This window comes from Burkholderia sp. AU30198 (assembly GCF_020419825.1).
Lineage (GTDB): Bacteria > Pseudomonadota > Gammaproteobacteria > Burkholderiales > Burkholderiaceae > Burkholderia.
Genome location: NZ_JAIZSA010000007.1, coordinates 23,446 through 43,255 on the forward strand (window position 1 = coordinate 23,446; position 19,810 = coordinate 43,255).

General features: G+C 65.3%; 23 protein-coding genes and 1 pseudogene. 10 read left to right on the forward strand and 14 right to left on the reverse strand.

The window, feature by feature from the left end:
* Window positions 1-66 precede the first annotated feature (66 nt).
* Window positions 67-1,269 (forward strand): benzoate/H(+) symporter BenE family transporter, encoded by a 1,203-nt coding sequence (locus LGN19_RS16720; protein WP_226216074.1) that lies wholly within the window; start codon window positions 67-69, stop codon window positions 1,267-1,269.
* A gap of 25 nt (window positions 1,270-1,294) precedes the next feature.
* Here the strand turns inward: LGN19_RS16720 and LGN19_RS16725 are convergent, their stop codons facing one another.
* Window positions 1,295-2,182: an NAD(P)H-binding protein gene (locus LGN19_RS16725; protein WP_226216076.1), complete on the reverse strand. Its 888-nt coding sequence runs from the start codon at window positions 2,180-2,182 to the stop codon at window positions 1,295-1,297.
* Between the two features lie 360 nt (window positions 2,183-2,542).
* Window positions 2,543-3,460: an AraC family transcriptional regulator gene (locus tag LGN19_RS16730; RefSeq protein WP_226216078.1), complete on the reverse strand. Its 918-nt coding sequence runs from the start codon at window positions 3,458-3,460 to the stop codon at window positions 2,543-2,545.
* Between the two features lie 193 nt (window positions 3,461-3,653).
* Here LGN19_RS16730 and LGN19_RS16735 point away from each other — a divergent pair, with 193 nt between their 5' ends.
* Window positions 3,654-3,854: a hypothetical protein gene (locus tag LGN19_RS16735; protein WP_226216080.1), complete on the forward strand. Its 201-nt coding sequence runs from the start codon at window positions 3,654-3,656 to the stop codon at window positions 3,852-3,854.
* Between the two features lie 26 nt (window positions 3,855-3,880).
* On the opposite strand, the gene LGN19_RS16740 is transcribed toward LGN19_RS16735, so the two are convergent.
* Window positions 3,881-4,834 (reverse strand): LysR family transcriptional regulator, encoded by a 954-nt coding sequence (locus LGN19_RS16740; protein WP_122948538.1) that lies wholly within the window; start codon window positions 4,832-4,834, stop codon window positions 3,881-3,883.
* A 100-nt stretch (window positions 4,835-4,934) separates the two neighbouring features.
* Between LGN19_RS16740 and LGN19_RS16745 the strand changes: the two genes are divergently transcribed.
* The 3 genes from LGN19_RS16745 (at window position 4,935) to LGN19_RS16755 (ending at window position 8,859) form a co-directional block, all read left to right on the forward strand.
* Window positions 4,935-6,293, forward strand: coding sequence for an NAD(P)/FAD-dependent oxidoreductase (locus LGN19_RS16745; protein WP_226216082.1), 1,359 nt, complete (start codon window positions 4,935-4,937; stop codon window positions 6,291-6,293).
* Window positions 6,294-6,625: 332 nt separating this feature from the next.
* Entirely contained in the window at window positions 6,626-7,060 is a 435-nt protein-coding gene (locus LGN19_RS16750) for a phosphatase (protein WP_174378646.1), read from the forward strand.
* 179 nt (window positions 7,061-7,239) lie between these two features.
* Complete coding sequence (locus LGN19_RS16755; protein WP_226216084.1) at window positions 7,240-8,859, forward strand: histidine-type phosphatase; 1,620 nt, start codon at window positions 7,240-7,242, stop codon at window positions 8,857-8,859.
* 89 nt (window positions 8,860-8,948) lie between these two features.
* Here LGN19_RS16755 and LGN19_RS16760 read toward each other — a convergent pair whose 3' ends face one another.
* The 3 genes from LGN19_RS16760 to LGN19_RS16770 all read right to left on the reverse strand — a co-directional run bounded on the left by LGN19_RS16760 (window position 8,949) and on the right by LGN19_RS16770 (window position 11,446).
* Window positions 8,949-9,479, reverse strand: a complete 531-nt coding sequence (locus tag LGN19_RS16760; RefSeq protein WP_226216086.1) for a YcxB family protein — start codon at window positions 9,477-9,479, stop codon at window positions 8,949-8,951.
* Window positions 9,480-9,709: 230 nt separating this feature from the next.
* On the reverse strand, window positions 9,710-10,390 hold the full coding sequence (locus LGN19_RS16765) for an alanyl-tRNA editing protein (protein WP_226216088.1): 681 nt from the start codon (window positions 10,388-10,390) through the stop codon (window positions 9,710-9,712).
* Between the two features lie 36 nt (window positions 10,391-10,426).
* Complete coding sequence (locus LGN19_RS16770) at window positions 10,427-11,446, reverse strand: sterol desaturase family protein (RefSeq protein WP_226216450.1); 1,020 nt, start codon at window positions 11,444-11,446, stop codon at window positions 10,427-10,429.
* 94 nt (window positions 11,447-11,540) lie between these two features.
* Here LGN19_RS16770 and LGN19_RS16775 point away from each other — a divergent pair, with 94 nt between their 5' ends.
* Entirely contained in the window at window positions 11,541-12,587 is a 1,047-nt protein-coding gene (locus LGN19_RS16775) for an AraC family transcriptional regulator (RefSeq protein ID WP_226216090.1), read from the forward strand.
* A gap of 83 nt (window positions 12,588-12,670) precedes the next feature.
* Window positions 12,671-12,976, forward strand: a complete 306-nt coding sequence (locus LGN19_RS16780; RefSeq protein ID WP_226216092.1) for a hypothetical protein — start codon at window positions 12,671-12,673, stop codon at window positions 12,974-12,976.
* A gap of 35 nt (window positions 12,977-13,011) precedes the next feature.
* On the opposite strand, the gene LGN19_RS16785 is transcribed toward LGN19_RS16780, so the two are convergent.
* Window positions 13,012-13,308 (reverse strand): hypothetical protein, encoded by a 297-nt coding sequence (locus LGN19_RS16785; RefSeq protein ID WP_226216094.1) that lies wholly within the window; start codon window positions 13,306-13,308, stop codon window positions 13,012-13,014.
* 488 nt (window positions 13,309-13,796) lie between these two features.
* Between LGN19_RS16785 and LGN19_RS16790 the strand changes: the two genes are divergently transcribed.
* On the forward strand, window positions 13,797-15,371 hold the full coding sequence (locus tag LGN19_RS16790; RefSeq protein WP_226216095.1) for an EAL domain-containing protein: 1,575 nt from the start codon (window positions 13,797-13,799) through the stop codon (window positions 15,369-15,371).
* Window positions 15,372-15,523: 152 nt separating this feature from the next.
* Window positions 15,524-15,772 (forward strand): annotated as a pseudogene (locus LGN19_RS16795) (2-keto-3-deoxygluconate permease); the annotation flags it as partial.
* Between the two features lie 431 nt (window positions 15,773-16,203).
* Here the strand turns inward: LGN19_RS16795 and LGN19_RS16800 are convergent.
* The 7 genes from LGN19_RS16800 to LGN19_RS16830 all read right to left on the reverse strand — a co-directional run bounded on the left by LGN19_RS16800 (window position 16,204) and on the right by LGN19_RS16830 (window position 18,756).
* Complete coding sequence (locus LGN19_RS16800) at window positions 16,204-16,410, reverse strand: hypothetical protein (protein WP_226216097.1); 207 nt, start codon at window positions 16,408-16,410, stop codon at window positions 16,204-16,206.
* 9 nt (window positions 16,411-16,419) lie between these two features.
* Entirely contained in the window at window positions 16,420-16,632 is a 213-nt protein-coding gene (rpsU, locus tag LGN19_RS16805) for a 30S ribosomal protein S21 (protein WP_226216098.1), read from the reverse strand.
* Window positions 16,633-16,665: 33 nt separating this feature from the next.
* Window positions 16,666-16,875 (reverse strand): hypothetical protein, encoded by a 210-nt coding sequence (locus LGN19_RS16810; protein WP_226216100.1) that lies wholly within the window; start codon window positions 16,873-16,875, stop codon window positions 16,666-16,668.
* A gap of 47 nt (window positions 16,876-16,922) precedes the next feature.
* Entirely contained in the window at window positions 16,923-17,201 is a 279-nt protein-coding gene (locus tag LGN19_RS16815) for a hypothetical protein (RefSeq protein WP_226216452.1), read from the reverse strand.
* Window positions 17,202-17,603: 402 nt separating this feature from the next.
* Complete coding sequence (locus LGN19_RS16820) at window positions 17,604-17,759, reverse strand: hypothetical protein (RefSeq protein WP_226216102.1); 156 nt, start codon at window positions 17,757-17,759, stop codon at window positions 17,604-17,606.
* Window positions 17,760-17,993: 234 nt separating this feature from the next.
* Entirely contained in the window at window positions 17,994-18,197 is a 204-nt protein-coding gene (locus LGN19_RS16825) for a cold-shock protein (RefSeq protein ID WP_085038287.1), read from the reverse strand.
* 274 nt (window positions 18,198-18,471) lie between these two features.
* Window positions 18,472-18,756, reverse strand: coding sequence for a hypothetical protein (locus LGN19_RS16830; protein ID WP_226216104.1), 285 nt, complete (start codon window positions 18,754-18,756; stop codon window positions 18,472-18,474).
* 702 nt (window positions 18,757-19,458) lie between these two features.
* Between LGN19_RS16830 and LGN19_RS16835 the strand changes: the two genes are divergently transcribed.
* Window positions 19,459-19,674, forward strand: coding sequence for a hypothetical protein (locus LGN19_RS16835; protein ID WP_226216106.1), 216 nt, complete (start codon window positions 19,459-19,461; stop codon window positions 19,672-19,674).
* The last annotated feature ends 136 nt before the right edge of the window (window positions 19,675-19,810 follow it).

Consider the following 19,810-nt stretch of genomic DNA (forward strand, 5'->3'; position numbering starts at 1 on the left):
CCGGGGCTTCCAACAATCATTCGCCCCGGCTCTGCCCCCGGCCGCGCGCCGCACTTCCCCACGACGATGCAACCGAACACCCCGCCCGGCGCGATCCGCGCGATCGGCAACGACTGGTCCGTATCCGCGATTACCGCGGGCTTTCTCGCGGTATTGATTTCCTATGCGGGCCCGCTCGCGATCTTCTTCCAGGCCGCGCAGGCAGCCCATGTGTCCGACGCGATGGTGTCGTCGTGGGTCTGGGCGATCTCCATCGGCGCGGGCGTATCGGGCCTGTTCGCGAGCTGGAAGCTGAAGGTGCCGGTCATCACCGCGTGGTCGGCGCCCGGCACCGCGCTGCTCGTCGGCCTGTTTCCGCAACTGACGCTCAACCAGGCCGTCGGCGCGTACCTCACGGCCGCGCTGATCATCCTGCTGATCGGCGTGACCGGCTATTTCGACCGGCTCGTCCGCCACATTCCGCGCGGCATCGCGTGCGGGATGATGGCCGGCATCCTGCTGCCGTTCGGCACGCATGCGTTCGCCGCCGCGTCGGAACAGCCCGCGCTCGCGTTCGGGATGATCGCGGCCTACGTGATCTTCAAGCGCCTGCTGCCGCGCTACAGCATCGTGCTCGTGCTGCTCACGGGCGCCGCGCTCGCGACGCTGCTGGGGATGACGCATCTCGGCAACGTATCGGCGAGCATCGCGCACCCGATCTTCATCGCGCCCGAATGGACGCTCGGCACGACGCTCAGCCTCGCGCTGCCGCTCGTCGTCGTCAGTCTCACCGGCCAGTTCCTGCCGGGCATGACGATCCTGCGCGTGTCCGGCTATCACACGCCTGCACGCCCGATCATCACGGCGACCAGCGTGATGTCGCTCGCGGTCGCGTGCTTCGGCGGGATCACGATCGTCGTCGCGGCGATCACGGCCGCGCTGTGCACCGGCAAGGACGCGCACGAGAACCCGGACCGGCGCTACATCGCCGGGCTCGCGAACGGGGCGATCTACCTGGTCGGCGGGCTGTTCGCGGGCACGATCGTCACAGTGTTCTTCGCGCTGCCGAAGGCATTCGTCGCGATCCTCGCGGGCCTTGCGCTGATCAGCGCGATCGGCGCGAACGTGCACGGGATCTTCGAGGACGAGAACCACCGCGAGGCGTCGCTGATCACGTTCCTCGCGACCGCATCGGGCATGACGTGGCTCGGGCTCGGCTCCGCGTTCTGGGGAATCGTGATCGGGTCGCTTTCGTATGCGGTACTGAACAAGGTGCGGCGACCGGCGTGATGTGCAACGCCAGTCGCCACCGCCGTTACCGCGCGTGCTGGCGCACCAGTTGCGCGAGGGCATCAGTCAGCGTCGTCGTCCCGTAAAGCCGCTCCGACACACCGTCCTCGACGTCGATCTGCCCGGCGTTGTGCACGTCGTAGAGATCGACGATCAACTGCGCATGGCGTTCGCTGAGCCCCGCGCGCAGCAGCGTCGCGGCCCACGTATCGCGCGGCAGCTCATGCGCGACGATCGCGCGGCCGGCCGCCGCGCCAAGCGTATCGGCGATCGCCGTCACACTTACCCGCCGCGGCCCTTCGACACTGACGATGCGCGGCCCGTTGCCGCCTTCGGGCGCATCGAGCAGCAGCCGCGCCGCGATCACACCCACATCGGGCGCCCAGACCGTCGGGAACGCCTTGCCGACCGGATGGTGAAAGCTCGGCAGCACGCCGGTGCCGAGCGCGACCGGCAGGATGCGCGTCCAGTTCTGCAGATGCTCGGCCGAACGCAGCAGCGTCACGTGCGTCGGGATCGTCTTCAGCCGTTCCTCGAAGTGATGAAACAGGCGGGTGATGCCCGTATTGCCGTCGCGCTCCGCGCCGTAGTCCGACAGCGCGAGCAGCACCGGCGGCGGGTTGGCGGCGAGCGCGGCGGTCGCCACGTCAATCGTCCGCGTCATCGTCGCGGCCGGGTCGGGGTCGGCGACGGGTACCGGGCACAGTATCTGAACGGCCCGCGCGCCGTCGATGGCCGACGCGATCGCGTTCGTGTCCGTCAGCTCGGCGATCACGACGTCGCAGCCGAGCTGCGCGAAACGTTCACGATGGCGTGCGTCGCGCAACACCGCGCGCACGGGATGGCCGGCGTTGCGCAAGGCCGTCACAGTCGACTGGCCGACGTTGCCGGATGCACCGAAGATCACGAACACGATTCGCTCCTGAGGGGATGAAGGTGCGGTGATTGTCGGGTTGGGCGGCCGGCCCGGCGCGCATGGAGGGATGAATACAGCAGGAAAGGATGATGGATTGGGGGGTGGCGGCCATGCGAGCCGTCCGTTGCCTCGCTGGTCGCGTCGAATCCTGCGGTCTGCCGATGACGAGCAGCGACACACTGGCGATGGATGAGCCGCTCACACCCGAGGCGCTGCGCTTCAGCAGGCTCGTCGAGACAGGGGGCGGTGCAGCGCGTTCTGGATGAGGGCGAACGCGGTCATTGTCCAGCGGCCTGTTGGACAATGCCCCCGAGATCCGAAGCGACGAGTCATGTCCGCCGCGGTGCCGTCGCCCCGCTACGCCCCACTCCCGCTGCCCTCGCCGTCATAAGCCAGCCGCAGCCCGCCACGCGCGCCCGACCGCGCAATCTCGGTCGGCGTCGCGCCCAGCACGCGATTCATCCAGTTCGCCATGTGGCTCTGATGTGCAAACCCCGCTTCGAGCGCGATCTGGCTGATGCTGAGCCGACCTTCGAGCAGCAGCGCCTTCGCGCGCTCGACCCGGCGCCGCACGACGTACTGGTGCACGGGCATCCCGAGCGTTTCGCGGAACAGCACCTTGAAATGCGGCACGCTGATCGACACGAGCGCCGCGAGTTCGGCAAGCGTCATACGCTGGTCGAGGTTCGCTTCGACGTAGTCGATCACGCGCGCGGCCGCCTTCGGCGCGAGGGTGCGGCGGCGCTCGCGAAACGCCGGCTGGCCGTCGACCAGCCGCGCGACGAGCGCCGTGCACAGGCTTTCCGCATAGAGCGGATCCGATGCGTCGTCCGCTTCGAGTTCGGCGGCCATCGCCCACGCGATGTGCTGCAGGCGCGGGTCGCGCACCTGCAGCCGGCGGCGGATCTGCCCCTGCGACGGCTTCAGCTCGAGTTGCTCGACGGTCCGCCGCACGAACGTGTCGCTGAGCGCGATATGGAGGATCTGGCAGTCGGCGCTGTCGGTCCACTGGCCGGGCAGGCCGGCCGGAATCACGTCGACGTCGCCATGCGCCTGGATGCGCGACACGCGCTCGCCGTCGCACACGCAATCCGCGCGAACGGGCGACCCGATATGCACGCCGATCCGGTGATGCTCGGCCGCCGGAATCCGGTAGGTGCCCGCGCGGATTTCCAGCAGCGACGCGCCGAAGCCCTGCCAGCCGAGCCCGCGGCTGGAGCGCAGGCTGACCGGGACGCCGTTGTCCGTCGGCGCCGCGAGAATCGCATCGCTCATGGCCTTCCTCCCGTGGATGGGGATGTCGAACGCGCATTGTGACGCGTTTTCGGGCCGCCTGCCGGGCCTGCCGGGGCGCGCCCGGGCCGAGCAGAAAAAGATCATCCGTTTCTGCTCGCGGCCATCCTTGCGTGTGCGCCGGCGGGCGCGGCGCCACTTACGATGGCCCCATCCGACACCTACGGAGACCGTCATGCCCCATCAGTGCCTTGCGCGACGCGCCGCGTTCACCGCGCCCTCGCCGTCCGCCCCGCCCCGCCCGTCATCCGGCCCTCGCTCCCGCCACGGCCGCACCACGCTCGCCACGTGGTGCCTGCGCATCGTCGGCTGGTACCGGCTCGAGCGGCTGCTCGCGTCGATCCCCGACAGCAACGACGACTTCGGGCTCGTCTGACCGGCCTCGCGGCCGGCGTCGTCCGCCTACTTGCGCCGGCGCTCGTGCGGCGCCACCGTCGCGCCGTCGATCACCGGCGCACCCTGCTTGATCAGGAAATCGCGGAACAGCCCCGTGACCTGTGAAATGCGCCGGTCGGCGAGCGTGACCACATACCATTCGCGCTCGATCGGGTTGCCGGGGAACGGCAGTTGCCCGAGCAGCCCCGCGCGCAGTTCGAGTGCACACGCGTGCAACGACAGGAACGCGATGCCGAGCCCCGCTTCGGCCATCTGCTTGATGGCCTCGTTGCTCGACAGTTCGGAGCCCACATGGAACCGGTAACCGGCGTTCTTGAACAGGCTCTCGACGGTCGAGCGCGTGCCCGCGCCGCGTTCGCGCACGAGCAGGTGCGCAGATTCGAGATCCTTCAGCGCGACGCGCTTGCGCTGCATCAGCGGATGGCCGGGCGCCGCGACGAACACCATCGGATGCTTCGCGAACTCGACCGCGTGCGTGCGCAGCTCCTTCGGCGCGCTGCCCATCACCGCGAGATCGATTTCATGGGTCGCGAGCATGCGGATGATGTCGTCGCGATTTCCAACCTTGAAATAGGTTTTCACATGCGGACGCGTCGCGGTGAATTTCACGAGCAGCGGCGGAATCAGGTACTCGGCCGTCGTGATCGCGCCGATCCGCAGCGTGCCGCCGAGATCGCCCGTCAACGCGGCCACTTCGTCACCCGCCTCGCTCCACAGATGCAGGATCTCGCGCGCATAGCGCGACACGATCTCGCCGGCCGCGGTCAGCTGCACGCCGCGCCCCACCCGCTGCAGCAACGCGGCGCCCACCGCCTCCTCGAGCAGGCGAACCTGCAGCGACACGGCCGGCTGCGTCAGGTTCAACTCCTCGGCCGCCCGCGACACGCTGCCGAGCCGCGCAATCATGTCCAGCGCCTTCAGCTGCCGGAACGTCGCGGTCTTTCCTATAAGTGAATACATATGAGTCGCTTATAAACATTAAATTGTTCGAGTGGGTTCGAAACTATATCGTCGGTTCTTGAGCAATGTCATCCGAATCGTCATTCAGCGGGAGCCCACCATGGACAACACCACGCCCAACCTTGCAACGGACCGCGCACCGCGCCTGCCGCGCATCGTGATCGTCGGCGGCGGCGCCGGCGGCCTGCACCTCGCCACGCGTCTCGGCGATACGGTCGGACGCCGCGGGCAAGCCGAAGTCGTGCTCGTCGACCGCTATCCGACGCACTTCTGGAAGCCGCTGCTGCACGAAGCCGCATCGGGCCATCGCGATCCGGCCTCCCACACGATCGAATACGCGGCACAAGCGAAGCGCCACGGGTTCCGTTTCGTGCAGGGCGCGCTGCAGAAGGTCGACCGCACCGCCCGCACGGCGACGATCGCGGCCGTGCAGGACGCGGACGGCACGGAGATCCTGCCGCAGCGCGAGCTCGGCTATGACGACCTCGTGCTCGCCGTCGGCAGCGTGACGAACTTCTTCAATGTGCCAGGTGCGGCGCGCCACGCACTGCCGCTCGAAAACCTCGACCAAGCCGAGGATTTCCGCCGGAAGTTCCTCGCGGCGTGCACGAGGGCCAATCACCTGGCCGAGCAGCAGCCTGCGCAGCGCGCGGCGCCGATCTGCATCAACGTGATCGGTGCGGGCGCAACGGGTGTCGAGCTGGCCGCCGCGCTGCGACACGCGATCCAGCAGCTGACGACGTACCGCTTCAAGGCGCTGGTGTCCGCGCGCGACGTGCACATCCGGCTGATCGAAGGCGGCCCGCGCATCCTGCCCGCGCTCGACGAGCGGTTGTCCGGCAAGATGCACGCGCAGCTTCGCGCGCTGAACGTCGACGTGCTGACCGATACACGTGTGGCGGAAGTCGGTGCGGATGCCGTGACGACCGCGACCGGCGAACGGCTCGCCAGCGACATCACGATCTGGGCGGCCGGCGTGGCGGGCCCCGCGATCCTGCGGGAGATCGGCGACATCGCGCTCAATCGGTCGAACCAGGTGATCGTGACCGATACGCTGCAGACGCCGGACGATCCGCACGTGTATGCGTTCGGCGACTGCGCCGCATGCCCGACCGCCGGTGCGAGCGGCTTCCTGCCGCCGCGCGCGCAGGTCGCGTACCAGCAGGCCGTGTATCTGGTCAACGCGTTCGCGCGCCGCGTCGCCGGCAAGCCGGTGGCCGGCTTCACGTTCCGCGATGCGGGCACCGTCGTGTCGCTCGGGCATGCGGGCGCCGTGTACCAGGCCGACCTCGGCGTGCGTTCGCGCTCGCTGATCGTCGACGGGCTCGCCGCGATCGGCCTGTACAAGTTCCTGTATCGCAAGCACCTGTTCAGCGTGGTCGGCGCGAAGCGCGCGCTGTTCCAGTCGCTGAGCCACTGGCTGCAAAGCCGCAACCAGCCGTCGATCAAGCTGCACTGATCGCACCCGTTCGCACGCAGCATCGCAACACGGCATATCGGGCGTGCATCGCTCGATATGCCGTCTTTTTTTGATGCACATGCACGGTGCAGGTCATTCACCGCGTGCGCGAATCTGGTGCATCACATCGACGGCCGTCGATACGATGTCATTCGCGCGAACCATGCTGCATCACACGCATCCCGCGCCCACGCTGGCTCGCCACCCGATTCATTAGCCAAATCGTATGGGTCGGATAAAAATATTAATTGGTCGCGTTTTCCGGATCGACGCTAAGGTGTGTGGCATTCCCGTCGGCGAACGGATCATCACGTCTCTGTAGAGGAATCACCGTGGTTATCGAAGCCATCGTCACCCGTCTCGACGCAGCATTCGCGCAAATCGAAGCAACACCGGACTCGCACGAATCGCGCCATCAACGCGACGCGATCATCCAGTGGCTAGACCGAGCATCGGAAGAAGGATATCGACTCGGTCTCGTCACGACGCTGCCGGCCGCACGGCTCAGCGACATGTTCGAAGGCCAGTTCGGCCGCGCGAACCTCGACCGCTTCTCGGTCGTCGTCACGGACGCCAATCAGCAGGAGTCCGGATCAAACCAGCATCCTTTCGACGTCGCGCTGCAGGCACTCGGCGTGCCGCCCGAACGCGCGGTCGCGATCGCGAGCAGCGAACCGGAGCGCCGGGAAGCCGAGCATTTCGGCCTGTCGCGCTGCGTGAACATCACCGACACCGTGCGCTCGATCGCATCGGCCGGGCTGCACTGAACGCCGGCAAACCGGCCGGCTAGGTCCGGCCGTCCACGATCCGGCGGCAATCCGACGATTGCCCGACCGAATCCTGACATTCTGCTGTCAAAGTTGCTTGCAACACTTCCGGGCTTGATCGATCACTCCCGGAGACGGAACGACGCGAACCCGCATCGTCCCGTCCGTTGCACGCCACGATGACACGCCCGACCCGCACTGCCACCGCCCTCGCGATTGCCTGCCTGCTGCTTGCCGCATGCGGTGGCGACGACTCGACACCGCCCGCGGCTTCTGCCGACAACAGCGGCTCGACGCCCGCACCGCAGCCGCAACCCCAGCCCACGCCGGCACCCGCGACTTACTACCAGACGAAGACGCCGTACCGTCCGCAGCAGGACGCCGCGACATACGAAGCGCCGCCCGCCGGCTACGCGCCCGTCTATGCCGAACTCGTCGCCCGCCACGGCTCGCGCGGGCTGTCGGGCTTCAAGTACGACGGCGCGATCTACGCGATGCTGGTCAAGGCCGAGGCCGACGGCGCGCTGACCGCGCTCGGCGCGCAGCTCAAGGCCGACACGTTCGCGATGATGAAAGCCAATGCGCTGCTCGGGTATGGCGTGGCGGGCATCTCGACGCCCGGGTACGGCAACCTCACGCAAACCGGCATCCGCGAACACCAGCAGCTCGCCGCGCGTCTCGCGCAGCGGCTTCCCGCCTTGTTCGCGGCCGGCAACCGGCAGGTCGTCGTTGTCAACTCGGGCCAGGATCGCGCGGTCGACAGCTCGACGTATTTCTCCGCGTCGCTCGTGGCCGCGCAACCGGCACTGGCCACGGCGATCACGCTGCCCGCCGCGCCGTCAGGCTATCCCGCGAACGCGCCGGTCGCGCAGCCGGCCGGCACCAACCGCTTCCTGCTGTATTTCCACTCGCTGAAACCGGCCACCGATCTCGTGACCGATACGAGCAATCCGTACTACGCGACCTACCAGGCGAGCCAGGCATACCAGGCCTATGCGAACGACCCGACGGTGGCCGCGAAGCTCAACGCAATCAAGGCCGCACCGCAGGCGGCCGACGTCGCGCAAACGGTGCTGTCCGCACTCGTGTCGCAGGCATTCATCGCGAAGCTCGGCACCGACGGCTACACGTTCGCGAACACGGGCACCTACGCATTCACATCGGCGGACGGCAAGTTCACCAACACGCTGAAAGGCGACGGCAAGACGAAAATCGCGACGGCCGTCGATGCGGTGAACGTGCTGTACAACCTGCTGCAGGTCGCGCCCGCGATGACGGCGGAAACCGGCGGTGTCACGATGGAGAAGTACATCGGCGCGCAGCAGGCGCAGTATCTCGCGTATCTGCAGGATGCCGAGGACTACTACCAGAAGGGGCCCGGCATCCAGGAAGCGAACCCCGTCACGTACCGGATGGCGAAGGTGCTGCAGGACGATTTCTTCGGTGAAGTCGATGCGATCGCGCGCGGCGACCTGACCCGCGCCGCGAAGCTGCGCTTCACGCATGCGGAGATCGTGATTCCGTTCGCGTCGATCATGAACCTGAAGAACGTATTCGTGCCGACACCGCAGGCGCAGACCTACACGTATTCGAACAATCCATGGCGCGGTGATCAGGTGTCGCCGATGGCCGCGAACATGCAGTGGGATGTGTACCGCAACGGATCGCGGCTCATCGTGAAGATGCTGTACAACGAGCGCGAAACGGATTTCCAGGCCGCGTGCGACGGCGCGAAGATCGCGCCGGGCAGTCACTTCTACGACTATACGGGATTGAAGCAGTGTTACGGGTATCAGTGAGGTGATGCGGGATACGCATCCTGCGACAAACCCGTTCGAAACCCGGGCGATGCAACGCGTCTGGGTTTCAGCATGCGCTCACCGGCCTGCTAGATCTTGCGGACGCCGTTCTGCAGCAGCGTCTGGTGCAAAATGGCCACCTGCGGTTCCGCAAGCACCCGCTTCGGTATGAGGCGAAACATCAGCGCCGACTGATAAAGCAGGATCGCGTCACGATCTTCGCTCCAGTGAATGAGATCCGCAAAGCGGAATTCCTCGTGCGACGTCGGGGATTCGACGATGAAACATTCGCTTCGCCAGATGACCGTGTGTGGCTGATGGAGCGTCTTTTGCTGGCTGTAGATCTTGCGGGCGACTCGACCCAACATCAGATGGTAGAGCAGCGGCACGCCGATCGAAACCACCGCCGCGATTCCCGCTATCCACCAGACATTGCGCCATTCCAGCCAGGCGCCGGTTACCACCCGGAAACCACCGAAAAAAATGACGATGTACGCGATCACCATGATCGCGAATGTCGTGAGCAGATACTTCCAGTTGTATTTGCGCCGAAGATTCAGGCGGTAAGCGTGGACCAGGTCTTGCTCGGTCAGTTGAAACAGGATCTCGGTATCGCTCATGCGCGGGCTCGGAATGTTCGCTGTTTTTTATGCTTGCGCTGGATGTTTCACCGCGCGCGCCGCGATCCGGACAGTCGGCGATGCGTGCGCAGGGTGACCTGCAAACGAAGCCAGGTGAAATCGCCGGCCATTCGATGCATGGACCGTCAATATACATGTGTGGAACAAAGGCTTCGCCGAATCACGTATCGGCGACGGCGTTCGGCCTTTCGGGCGTGCCCTGTCGAAGGCTACACCACCCGCTCGCCCCGCTGCCCGCCGGCCATCTCCGGCTCGACCAGCATCACCTCGATCCGCTCCTTGCCCTTTCCGGTATTCCTGCGCTTGAGCGTCAGCATGCCGATCTCGCCGGTGGATGCCGGATGCGTGCCGCCGCACGCCATCGTCGCGAAGCCGTCGACCGCCCAGAACCGGCGTTGCGCGTCGACATCGCTGAAGTCGGTCACGATGCGCAGGTCGCGCTTCGACAGGTCGGCCGCGGCCGATTCGATCTCGGGAAACAGCGGCGCCACGCTCGTGTCGCTCGCGAAGTCGATGCGCGCCTTGTCCTGCCCGATATGCGCACCGATGCGCTCGATGCCGGGCCGGAGCCGATAGACCAACTGCAGCACCATTTCGGCCGCAAAGTGCAGACGCATCAGCCGGTACCGCCGCGTCCAGTCGATGCGCCAGGTCACGCGATCGCCGACGCTCAGCGAATGATCGTGCGGCAGCGTATAGACGATGTCGAGGCCCTGCTTGTCGGCCTGGATGACCGGATAGCCGCCAAGCGACCCCGCGTCGCTTTCCTGCCCGCCCGAAAACGCAAAGAAGATGGTCGCGTCCACCCGCACGTGAGCGCCGTCGACGTGGCTCACGACGGTATCCAGCGTGGTCCGGTACGGATCGTCCCAGAATACTTTCTTCGTCATCGCCCGCCGTGCCTTTCGCCGAGGAAAGCACGCAGGTTAGCCGGAACGCGTGCGGGTGGCTTGTACGATCTTGCGCCCTGGCGCCAGCGCCTCCTCGTCAGGCATGACACGCGCCGCAGTCGCAGCCGCATCCTCGCCCTTGCGCTCGACACTCCACGTATGAATCGGCCGATGCCCCGGCCGCTCCCACCCGGGTGGCATCCACAGATGTTTCAGCCGCTGCAGGACGGGCCCGGGCGCGAACACGTCGCGCCACATGTCGACGAATTCGTGCAGGTTCAGCACCAGGAAGTTGTACGAACGAATCTGCTGCGTGATCCCGTAGTCGACCGGCTCCGTTTCCTCGACATACGTGCCGAACAGGCGATCGAAGATGATCAGCACGCCGCCGTAATTCTTGTCGATGTAACGCGGGTTGCGGCCATGATGCGCGCGGTGGTTCGACGGCGTGTCGAACACGTACTCGTACCAGCGCGGCAGCCGCCCGATCGCTTCGGTATGCACGAAATACTGGTACGCGAGATCGACTGCGAGCAGGAACAGCACGACGGCGGGCGGGATGCCGAACCAGACCGGCGGCAGATAGAACACGAACACGCCGACGAACGCGTTCAGCAGCGACTGCCGCATCGCCGTCGTGAAGTTCATCACTTCGCCGCTGTGATGCGGCACGTGCGCGGCCCAGAACCAGCGCACACGGTGCGACGTGCGGTGAAACCAGTAGTAGCAGAACTCCACGACGACAAAGATCGGCACGATCGTGAAGCCGTTCACCGGCACGTCGAACCAGCGGTGCCGGTAAAGCCACGCGAAGATCGCGCCCGTGAACAAGAGCCCCATCACGGTCTCGGCCACCTGATAGCCGGCGCCGAGCGACAGGTTCGCGACGATCTCCTTCCAGCGAAACGGCTCGCGGCGGCCGCGCCCGGTCATCACCGCGTATTCGATCGCGAACGCGATCAGGAAGACCGGTGTCATGCCGATCAGCAGCACCTGCTTCCAGTCCACGTCGTTACCCAGGAACGCATGGAGCCACGTCATCAACTCGGTCGGCATGTTCGCGGCCTCGATCAGGAACTGACCGGCAGTATGGTCGCGCACGGGTCGCCTCGCGTTGACACTTGCCGACGATTACTTGACACTTTCCGCCATGCCCGCCGCCTCCCCGCTATCGACGCAGCGCGTCTACTACTCGAGCACCTACGTGCGGCTGCTGTTCGACTATCTGTCCGAGCAGGGCAAGGATGCCGCCCGCGTGCTCGGCGAGGCGCGTCCGCCCGAGGACGATCGCGGGCTCACGCTGTACGCGAGTGCGCACTGGCGGCGCCTGCTCGAATGCGCGGTCCGCGCGCTCGACGATCCGCTGCTCGGCCTGCACGTCGGCCAACGGATCACGCCCGCCCACCTCGGTGCGCTCGGTTACGCGCTGCATGCGTGCCGCGATGCCGGCGCCGCACTCGCACGCTGGCAGCAATACGAACACCTGATCGCGAACGTCGCGCGCATGGAAGTGCGGGTCGAGGTGACCTCGGTCGCGATCGAATGGCACGACGCGCCCGAGCCGCTCGGCCCGCTTGTCGACGAAGTCGCGCTGACGGCCATCGTCCAGTTCGCGCGCAATATCACCGGCACGCATCACGGGCCCGACGAGGTCTGCTTCGTGCACCCGTCACCCGACGACGAGCGGCCGTACGTCGAGTATTTCGGCTGCCCGGTGCGGTTCGGCCAGCCGGTGAACCGGCTCGCGTTCCCGTTGCACCTGCTCACGCAGCCGCTGCGCCAACCGGACGACGCGCTGCTGCAGATGATGGAACGCCAGGCGAGCGCGCTGCTTGCCGAGTTGCGGCAGACGGACGACCTCGAACAGTCGGTGCGCGAAGCCGTCGCGCGCCTGCTGACACAAGGCGAAGCGAGCATCGAACAGATCGCTGCGGATCTGCATGTGTCGTCACGCACGCTGCATCGTCGGCTTGCCGAACTCGGGCTCAACTTCCGGATACTGCGCGAGGACACGCGGCGACGGCTCGCGATCGACCACCTGAACGATCCGCGGTTGACGCTCGCGGAAGTCGCGTGGCTGCTCGGCTATTCGGAACACAGCGCCTTTACGCGCGCCTTTCGGCGCTGGACCGGCGAATCGCCGCAGCAGTGGCGCAGCCGGCAACCTGCGCGGGCAGCGAACGTTGCGCGCGGCTGAGCGCGGCACGCCTCCGTGGCCACCGTGCCGCCGACGAACTCGCGTCCGCCCGCGCGGTCGAACGAGCATCGCCGGAGAATCCCATGAAACGCGTTGCCGCTGCCGCTGTCCTGACCCTGCTTGCCGCCGTCAGCTTGCCGGCAGCCGCCGGCGCACCATCCGGCGGCGCCGAGCCGGCGCCCGTTCAAGCGCACGCGAAAAACTGCGTGCCATCCCGCGACGCCACGCCCGACGCCCGCTCGCCATCGAAGGCGCCGCCGATCCGCGTCTGCGTCGGCGATTCCAATACGCAACTGAACCTGCCGTGGTTCGTGACCGATGTCCTCACCGCGGTGGATACGCACCAGTCGGCCGGCGATCTGCTCCGCAAGATGCGCAACGATTTCTGAATCGCGGCTCGCGCGACGCACCGGTACCGCAACGTTCATTCACCGCCGGATTCCTGCAGCACCTGCACGAACGTGCCGACCATGCCGGCCCACATCGCGGGGTCGGCAATGCGGCGCAGCAGCGCGAGCAATGCCTTTCGCTCAGCTTTCGAAAGCGGCCCATGCCCACCGCTGATGGCGTTGTAGCGCGGCGTCCCGCGCGACGTCAGCGCGCGATCGAGCCGGTAGTTGCGGACTTGCCCGTTCACGGCAATCTGGAGCCACAGCGAGCCGCCGTCGGCTGCGGCCGCACCGTCGGTCACGACGACCGTGGGCACGGTGTTTTCTTCCATCTCAACACTCCGGCGAGACGCGCGACCGTGACGCGCGGCGACCGCTTGCAAGCCAGCGGCAGGTCGACGAAAACAACATTCTGAACGAATGTTTCCCGTCGAGACACAATGACAAAACTACACCAATTGTTGAATAACAATATTTCACAATCGCTCGTCACATCTTATACTTGCCGCGCACCATCCTCGTGCCAAGAGACGGTGTTTTTCGTCCCGGCCGCACGACCCTGCGGCCGGGGGTTTTTTCGGTGTGCTACGCCCATAACCGTGCACTGCATGCGCATGTTTATAGAGGTCGGCCTCCGAAATGAACGGCCGATTGCGACGGAGTTGCCTCAGATGCCCGTCGCGACCGTAGAATCGATCGCATCGCGATACCGGCGCGCACACCGCCTTGCCCGCACCCGGCATGACGCATGCGCGACACGGCTGGATCGACCGGTTCGACTTGCTGCTTCATACACACAACACCAAAGGCGACCGCGGGAATGTTGGCGTTCACGCCAGGCTCGAAGCCCGTTTTCCAGCGCAGCGGCGCGTGGCCGGGGGTCGTCTTTTTCGTCGCCGTAATCGTTTGCGTGCTCGTGCCGGCGTGCGCGATCGTGCTTGCCGACCGCTACGCGCGCGACACCGTCACCCAGCATGAACGCGTGATCGCGAACGACATCGTCGCATCGGTGGATCGCATCCTCGACGGTGCCCGCCTGCGACATGTGGACGAACTCACCGCGCTCGTTGGACGGCCCTGCCCGACGGTATTCCGGACCCTCGCCGAGATCGGCACGCGCCTGCGCTACCTGCGCGCCGTCGCGCTGGTGAACGGCGGCCGCGTCATGTGCTCGTCCGCACTGGGGGCGATCGACTTGCCGCTCGGCGCCTACACACACGAACCGGAACCGGGGTCGACGCTCGTCACGCTGCTGCGCCAGACGCCGTTCCAGCAAGGCATCCCGGTGCTGCCCGTGTTTTACGCCACCGCGCCCGGCGCGGGCGTGCTCTATCTGATCGAAGGCGACTATGTGGCCGACGCGCTCGCGCACGGCGCCCGCTACGGGACGGAAACCGCGACGCTGTCGATCGCGGGGTCGGGCCATCTCGATCAGCACGGGAAGTTTTCGCCGGAATCGGCCGCGGAACCTGCAGGCGGAAGCACGATCGCGTCGCCCCGCTGGCCGTTCACGGTATCGGTTGCCGCATCCGCGCACTACACGTCGCAGGTCCGGCACCACTATCGGCTGATCGGCATCACGATCGTGCTGCTGGCGGATGGCCTCGTGATGGCGGCCTACCTGCTGGCGATGGCGCCGCGCCGCCTGCTGCTGAAGGCCGTCCGCAACGCACTCAGGCGCGACGAACTTCATGTCGTGTACCAGTCGATCGTCGATGTCGAGACGCGCAGGACCGTCGGCGTCGAGGCGCTGCTGCGCTGGCAGCATCCCAAGTGGGGGGCCATCAGCCCGGCCGTGTTCATCCCGCAAGTCGAATCGAGCGCGGTGCTGCCGAAAGTGACGGAATTCGTGCTGCGGACGGCCGTGGCGGAACTGTCCGCGCTGACGCCGTCCATGCCACTGCGCATCGCCATCAACATCGCGCCGAAGGATCTCGAGCGCGCGCAGTTCGTGTCTGTCGTCGAGGCGGCGATCCGCGCGCTGCCGCCCGGCTTTACGCTGGTGCTCGAAGTCACCGAACGCATCCTGCTCGAAAAGAACGCGCGGACCACCGCGATCTTCCACGCGCTGAGAGCGAAAGGCGCGAAGTTCGCGATCGACGATTTCGGCACGCATCACAGCAATCTCGACATGCTGTCGCGCTTTCCGTTCGACTACGTGAAGATCGATCGCCAGTTCGTCTCGCCACTGAACGGCGGCAATGCGGGGTTGATCGAGGGGATCGCAGCCGTTGCGCATCACTACGACCTGAAGATCATCGCGGAAGGCGTGGAAACGGAAGCGCAACATCGTGCGCTGCATGCGGTCGGGATTCAGTACGCGCAGGGCTACCTGTATCAACGGCCGCAGCGCGTGGAGCATTTGAAGGAGGGGGTTGCGTGGGTGTCGGTGTAATGGCGTCGCTGACCAATCCTGCATGACCCCCGCCTGCGCGACGCCTGCCGCGTCCAGACGATGCCCGATCCGCGCAAAAATCGCCTGCCCGGCTTCCGTCAATACTGCGACATGGCCGCCGACCACCTTCCGGACGGGCTCATGCTGCCCCGATGCTGCTCGGCGCATGCGCATACATTCTTGGTGCGGCCGACGTCGCGGTGTTCAAGACGCGGCTGTTCGTCCTCGCAGGGCTGCTGTTCCTGATCGGCTTCGCGCCCGGCAACGGGATCGATCTCTACGTGATCGCGAAGAGCGGCCTGTCCGGCTTCGCACTCGGGCTCGCGATGATCGTCGTGACGGGCGTGCCGCCGATCCTTGCGGACAAACGCCTCAAGAGCGGCAACGGCACGGCCGGGCTACGCAAGGACGAGCGGCCAACGCAGGTTGGCGACCGCAATTTGCGTGCCGCCCGTGCGAGCGCGACCAAGATCAGACATGCTCGCGAAGGTAGCGGATGCACGTCATTCGCAAACTCAACCGGTCTGCCAGGGCATCCCGTGGAGAGCCCGTCTCTTCAGATGCAGTGTTGTCGACCGGGCGGGCCGACTTCGCAATCTGAAGAGACGCGTGTCCTATCCAGACGCGATCGCGCCACTCGCATTTCGCACGGTGAATAGCCAGCCAGGCTTGCAGCGATTCGACGAGTTGAAACGGCGACAGCCACGCGCGAGTCTGCCTTTGCGTGACAAGTTGCAGCACAACAAGGAAATAGAGCAGATCCACGTACTTCGTCGCGATGCGCATGGCTCATCATTTGGTTGTCGATGCTCGTGCGTGTGTCGCCGTCAGCTCATCCCTGGATGCTGAGCGCCTTCTCTATCGCGGCAATCAATTTGAACGCATCGTCGCGTCCGATCAGAAAGCCGCGGCTGGTGTACTCGCATCCGAATGCATAGAAGCTCGGCAGCAGCGTCACCATATCCTTCTGCCGATCGAAATCGACTTCGCATTTCGTCAGCGGGAAAAACGGGGGCTCCTCGGCCGGCATGTTGTACACGATGCTCTCCTAGTACATTTTGCGGGGCGGCAACATGCGTTTCGCCCGCAAGCGCTGCCTGGCAACGGCGCTCTCCTTCTTCCGTTTGCGTTCCGTCGTGGGCTTTTCGTAGCCGGTGCGACTGCGCAGTTCCCGAATCAGCCCGGTTTTCTCGATGTCGCGCCGGAATCGTCGCAGCGCGACATCGATCGGTTCGTTGACCTTCAGCGTAATGGTTGTCATGGTGATCCTGTTTTTGAATGGTGGAGCGGAAAACTAGCCGAGTCGCGTCATGACGGCACTCGCTATCTCGTCGGACTCGAACTCTGAATATCCGGCCCCGATCGACAGTGCGCGTACCGCCACGAACATTTGCAGCTCCTGCTGGCGGCACTGTGCTGAATCGGCCATGCCAGCAGGCAGGCTGGCGTCGGTCCGGATGACCTCACGCCGGCTGATCAAGCCAAGCAGTTCGTCGATGATCATTTCGTCCTCCGAATTGAAAACTCATCGCGTTACCTTGATGACTCACCTCAAGGCGTGCCGGAAAAGAAGCCTTGCTTGTCGCGATTGTCGTCGATGATGTTCTCCGCATAGCGCACCGAAGCACGACGTGCATCGCCGGCGCTGCCGAACGGGGCGTTGTCGCGCAATCTGAAAGTCTGGCTGCGCGTCAGCGTATCGCCGCGAAAGCAAATCTTGACTGCCGCATCGAAACCGGCATCGTAGTTGTGCGGGCAGCCGTCCAGCGCCGGCACGTGCGGGTAAATCAGTGGATAGATCTCGAATCCACGGTAGACATGCATGCTCATGACAGGCTCCTGGCATTCGGCCGCGCCGAAACGCACGAGCGAACGCAACCGGCCAATACCCCGTTGCGAGGCGGGCCAGTGGGGTGAAAGGGACAACGTTGCAGCGCGGAGGCGGGGCGATGCAGCAAGCGGGTAGATGGAGGGGCGAGCGACCGGAACACCAGGGTCAATCGGGTGAACCCATCATACGCGCATCGTTTGTCGGGCGTCCAACTTATTCCGGATTGCGCACAACAGCAGACCGGGGTGCCGGCAGGCGCACCATGTCGGATTGCGAGGTATCGGGCGGGGGGCGTCGCGTTGTCCGGGCGAAGACGGCCACGATCCGGCCAGCGTCGCACGAATCGCTTTCCTGGCGAAGCAGTCGGCGGCCGCCCTCGTCATGCGGGACGATTCCGATCGCTATTGCGGAACCGGCGGGCGCTTTTTCGGACGCGATTTCGTGGCGACGGCCGGCTTGGGCGGCACCCAGTTCAATGCCGTCCCGAGCTTGGGCAGCACCATGACCTGCTTGACGCGCGGTGGCACCTTGTTGCTGCGAGACTGACTTCGGGTCATGCGGGTTCTCCTGCTGCGCAGCTTGCATGATCCGATGAGCGCTGCTCGTCCGATCGTGCACGCGCTACGAAGGCAGTTGGCGCACAGGCCTGCACGCGGGTTCGACATCCCGATGCGAAACGGCTGGCCCTGTCGGACCTGCATCGAGACACGTGGCGCCCGCGACGACAACGCGTAGCGCAAGAAGCGGCGGTTACCTGCCGCTCCGTGAACGAGGCGAACGACTCAGGTCGACTACAGAGGGGTAATGTTCGACGCCTGCAAGCCTTTGGGGCCGCTCTTTGTCTCGTAGCTGACTTTCTGGCCTTCGGCGAGGGTCTTGAAGCCGTCGCCGCGAATCTCGGAGAAGTGCGCGAACAGATCGTCGCCGCCCTTGTCGGGCGTGATGAAGCCGAAGCCCTTGCTGTCGTTGAACCACTTGACGGTACCGGTATCCATGTTAGATCTCCTGAAAACGGACGAGCGTATGCGCCCCAAGCGGACGCGGGCAAAGAATCAAGGAGGGGGAGGATAACGAATACCGCAGGCCACGGTCGATGATGAGCAGCAATCGCGCTTCTTGAATACTTCACCGACTGACACTACGTGTCATCACAGAGTGTGTCAAGCGCTTTCACCCGACGGGCAGACCACGCGGCCTTCGCCCGGTCTTCATTGATCGTCGATCAGACTGGAGAAGCGCTCGTCGACCATGGCCACCCCGGCGACAGCATCAGAGGGTGGCCAGCAAATGCAACTGATGCTCGGTCTCGGTTCCATTGATCAAAGCAAAGAACCCGGTCTCCCGACGCTCGACCACCGACAGACCCTCGGCGGCTGAAAAGACGTTCCACGCAACGTCATCGACATGCGCAAACCCTCCGCGCGCCCGCGCAAACGCGCGCAACAACGGGCTCGCTTCGCGGCGGAGCACCAGGCGGTCCGCATTCAATACATAGGGGGGCCATCCGGCACGAAGGACGAGGAAGCAGGGAATGGAGCTGCGATCGATTTTCATGGAGGCGCCGTTTCGTCCGGATCCGGTTCGTGCAAGCCAGGGCACTGCCTGCTTCAAAGTCGACGACACATTCACAATGCCAACCTGGAGCATCAACACCCCTGCACGGCCCGACGCCCGGACGATGTCCCCCCCTGAACACGAGGACTGTTCAATGGAACCGGCGACAAGGCTAGCCCCACTATACGCGCTGCCGCCGTCACGCACACCTTCGCGGCAACCCGAAGGCCTGCTGCGGCTGCAGGCGTGCCTCGAAATTTCGCTATACAAACGTATGGAACGGCGTACGATCAAACCGTCGGATGACCGGTGACCGACTCCGGCGCATCGCTCGGCATACCCCCTGAATGCGGTCTGGCCCCTCACCGTGACCCAGCGTCCGGGCACCATTGAATGGCGTCGACGCTCCCCTCTTGCCCCGTCGCCTGAGCGTTGCTCCGAAGGGTTGCCGAAGCAACGGGTTCCCCCTCCCCCCCCAGGCGACATGTCATTCGCCAGCCTGTCCGTGACCCTCGCTGCGAGGTCGATACGGATGATTTCCCGACGTTCGTGCCCGGTCGCGCGCCACGCTGCGAAAACGGGACGGCAGGTCGTGCTTCCGGTCAGGAAGCGTGCCAGACCATCGCACTTCTTGATGTCTGACGCTTTCTTGCGCTGCTCCCGCGACAGCCTGGCTCGCGGTAACCCGACAGGGAGGAACCCATGCTATTCAATTTGACACGGTTCCGAATCGATCCAACCCCTCGCAGGGCAGATGGAGAGTACATCGCGCATGTGAGGATCACCACGATGCTTCTGGATGGCGACGAGCAGGAAGTACACACCAGCGGCGATCTGGCTGGTTTCGATGCGCGTGATGATGCAGTTGCATACGCAACGAAATGGGCCGAACGATGGTTGACTGCCCAGTTCGGTTGAACAGGACGACCCGCTCACGCCGAACCGGTAGTCATGCGCAGCGCAGCACGGGCCCGAAGCGCAAGCGTATCGTGCGAGCGGGCCTCCCTCGCCGCACGGGCAAGTGGATCGGCGCCTTCATTGCAGCGTGTCGCAT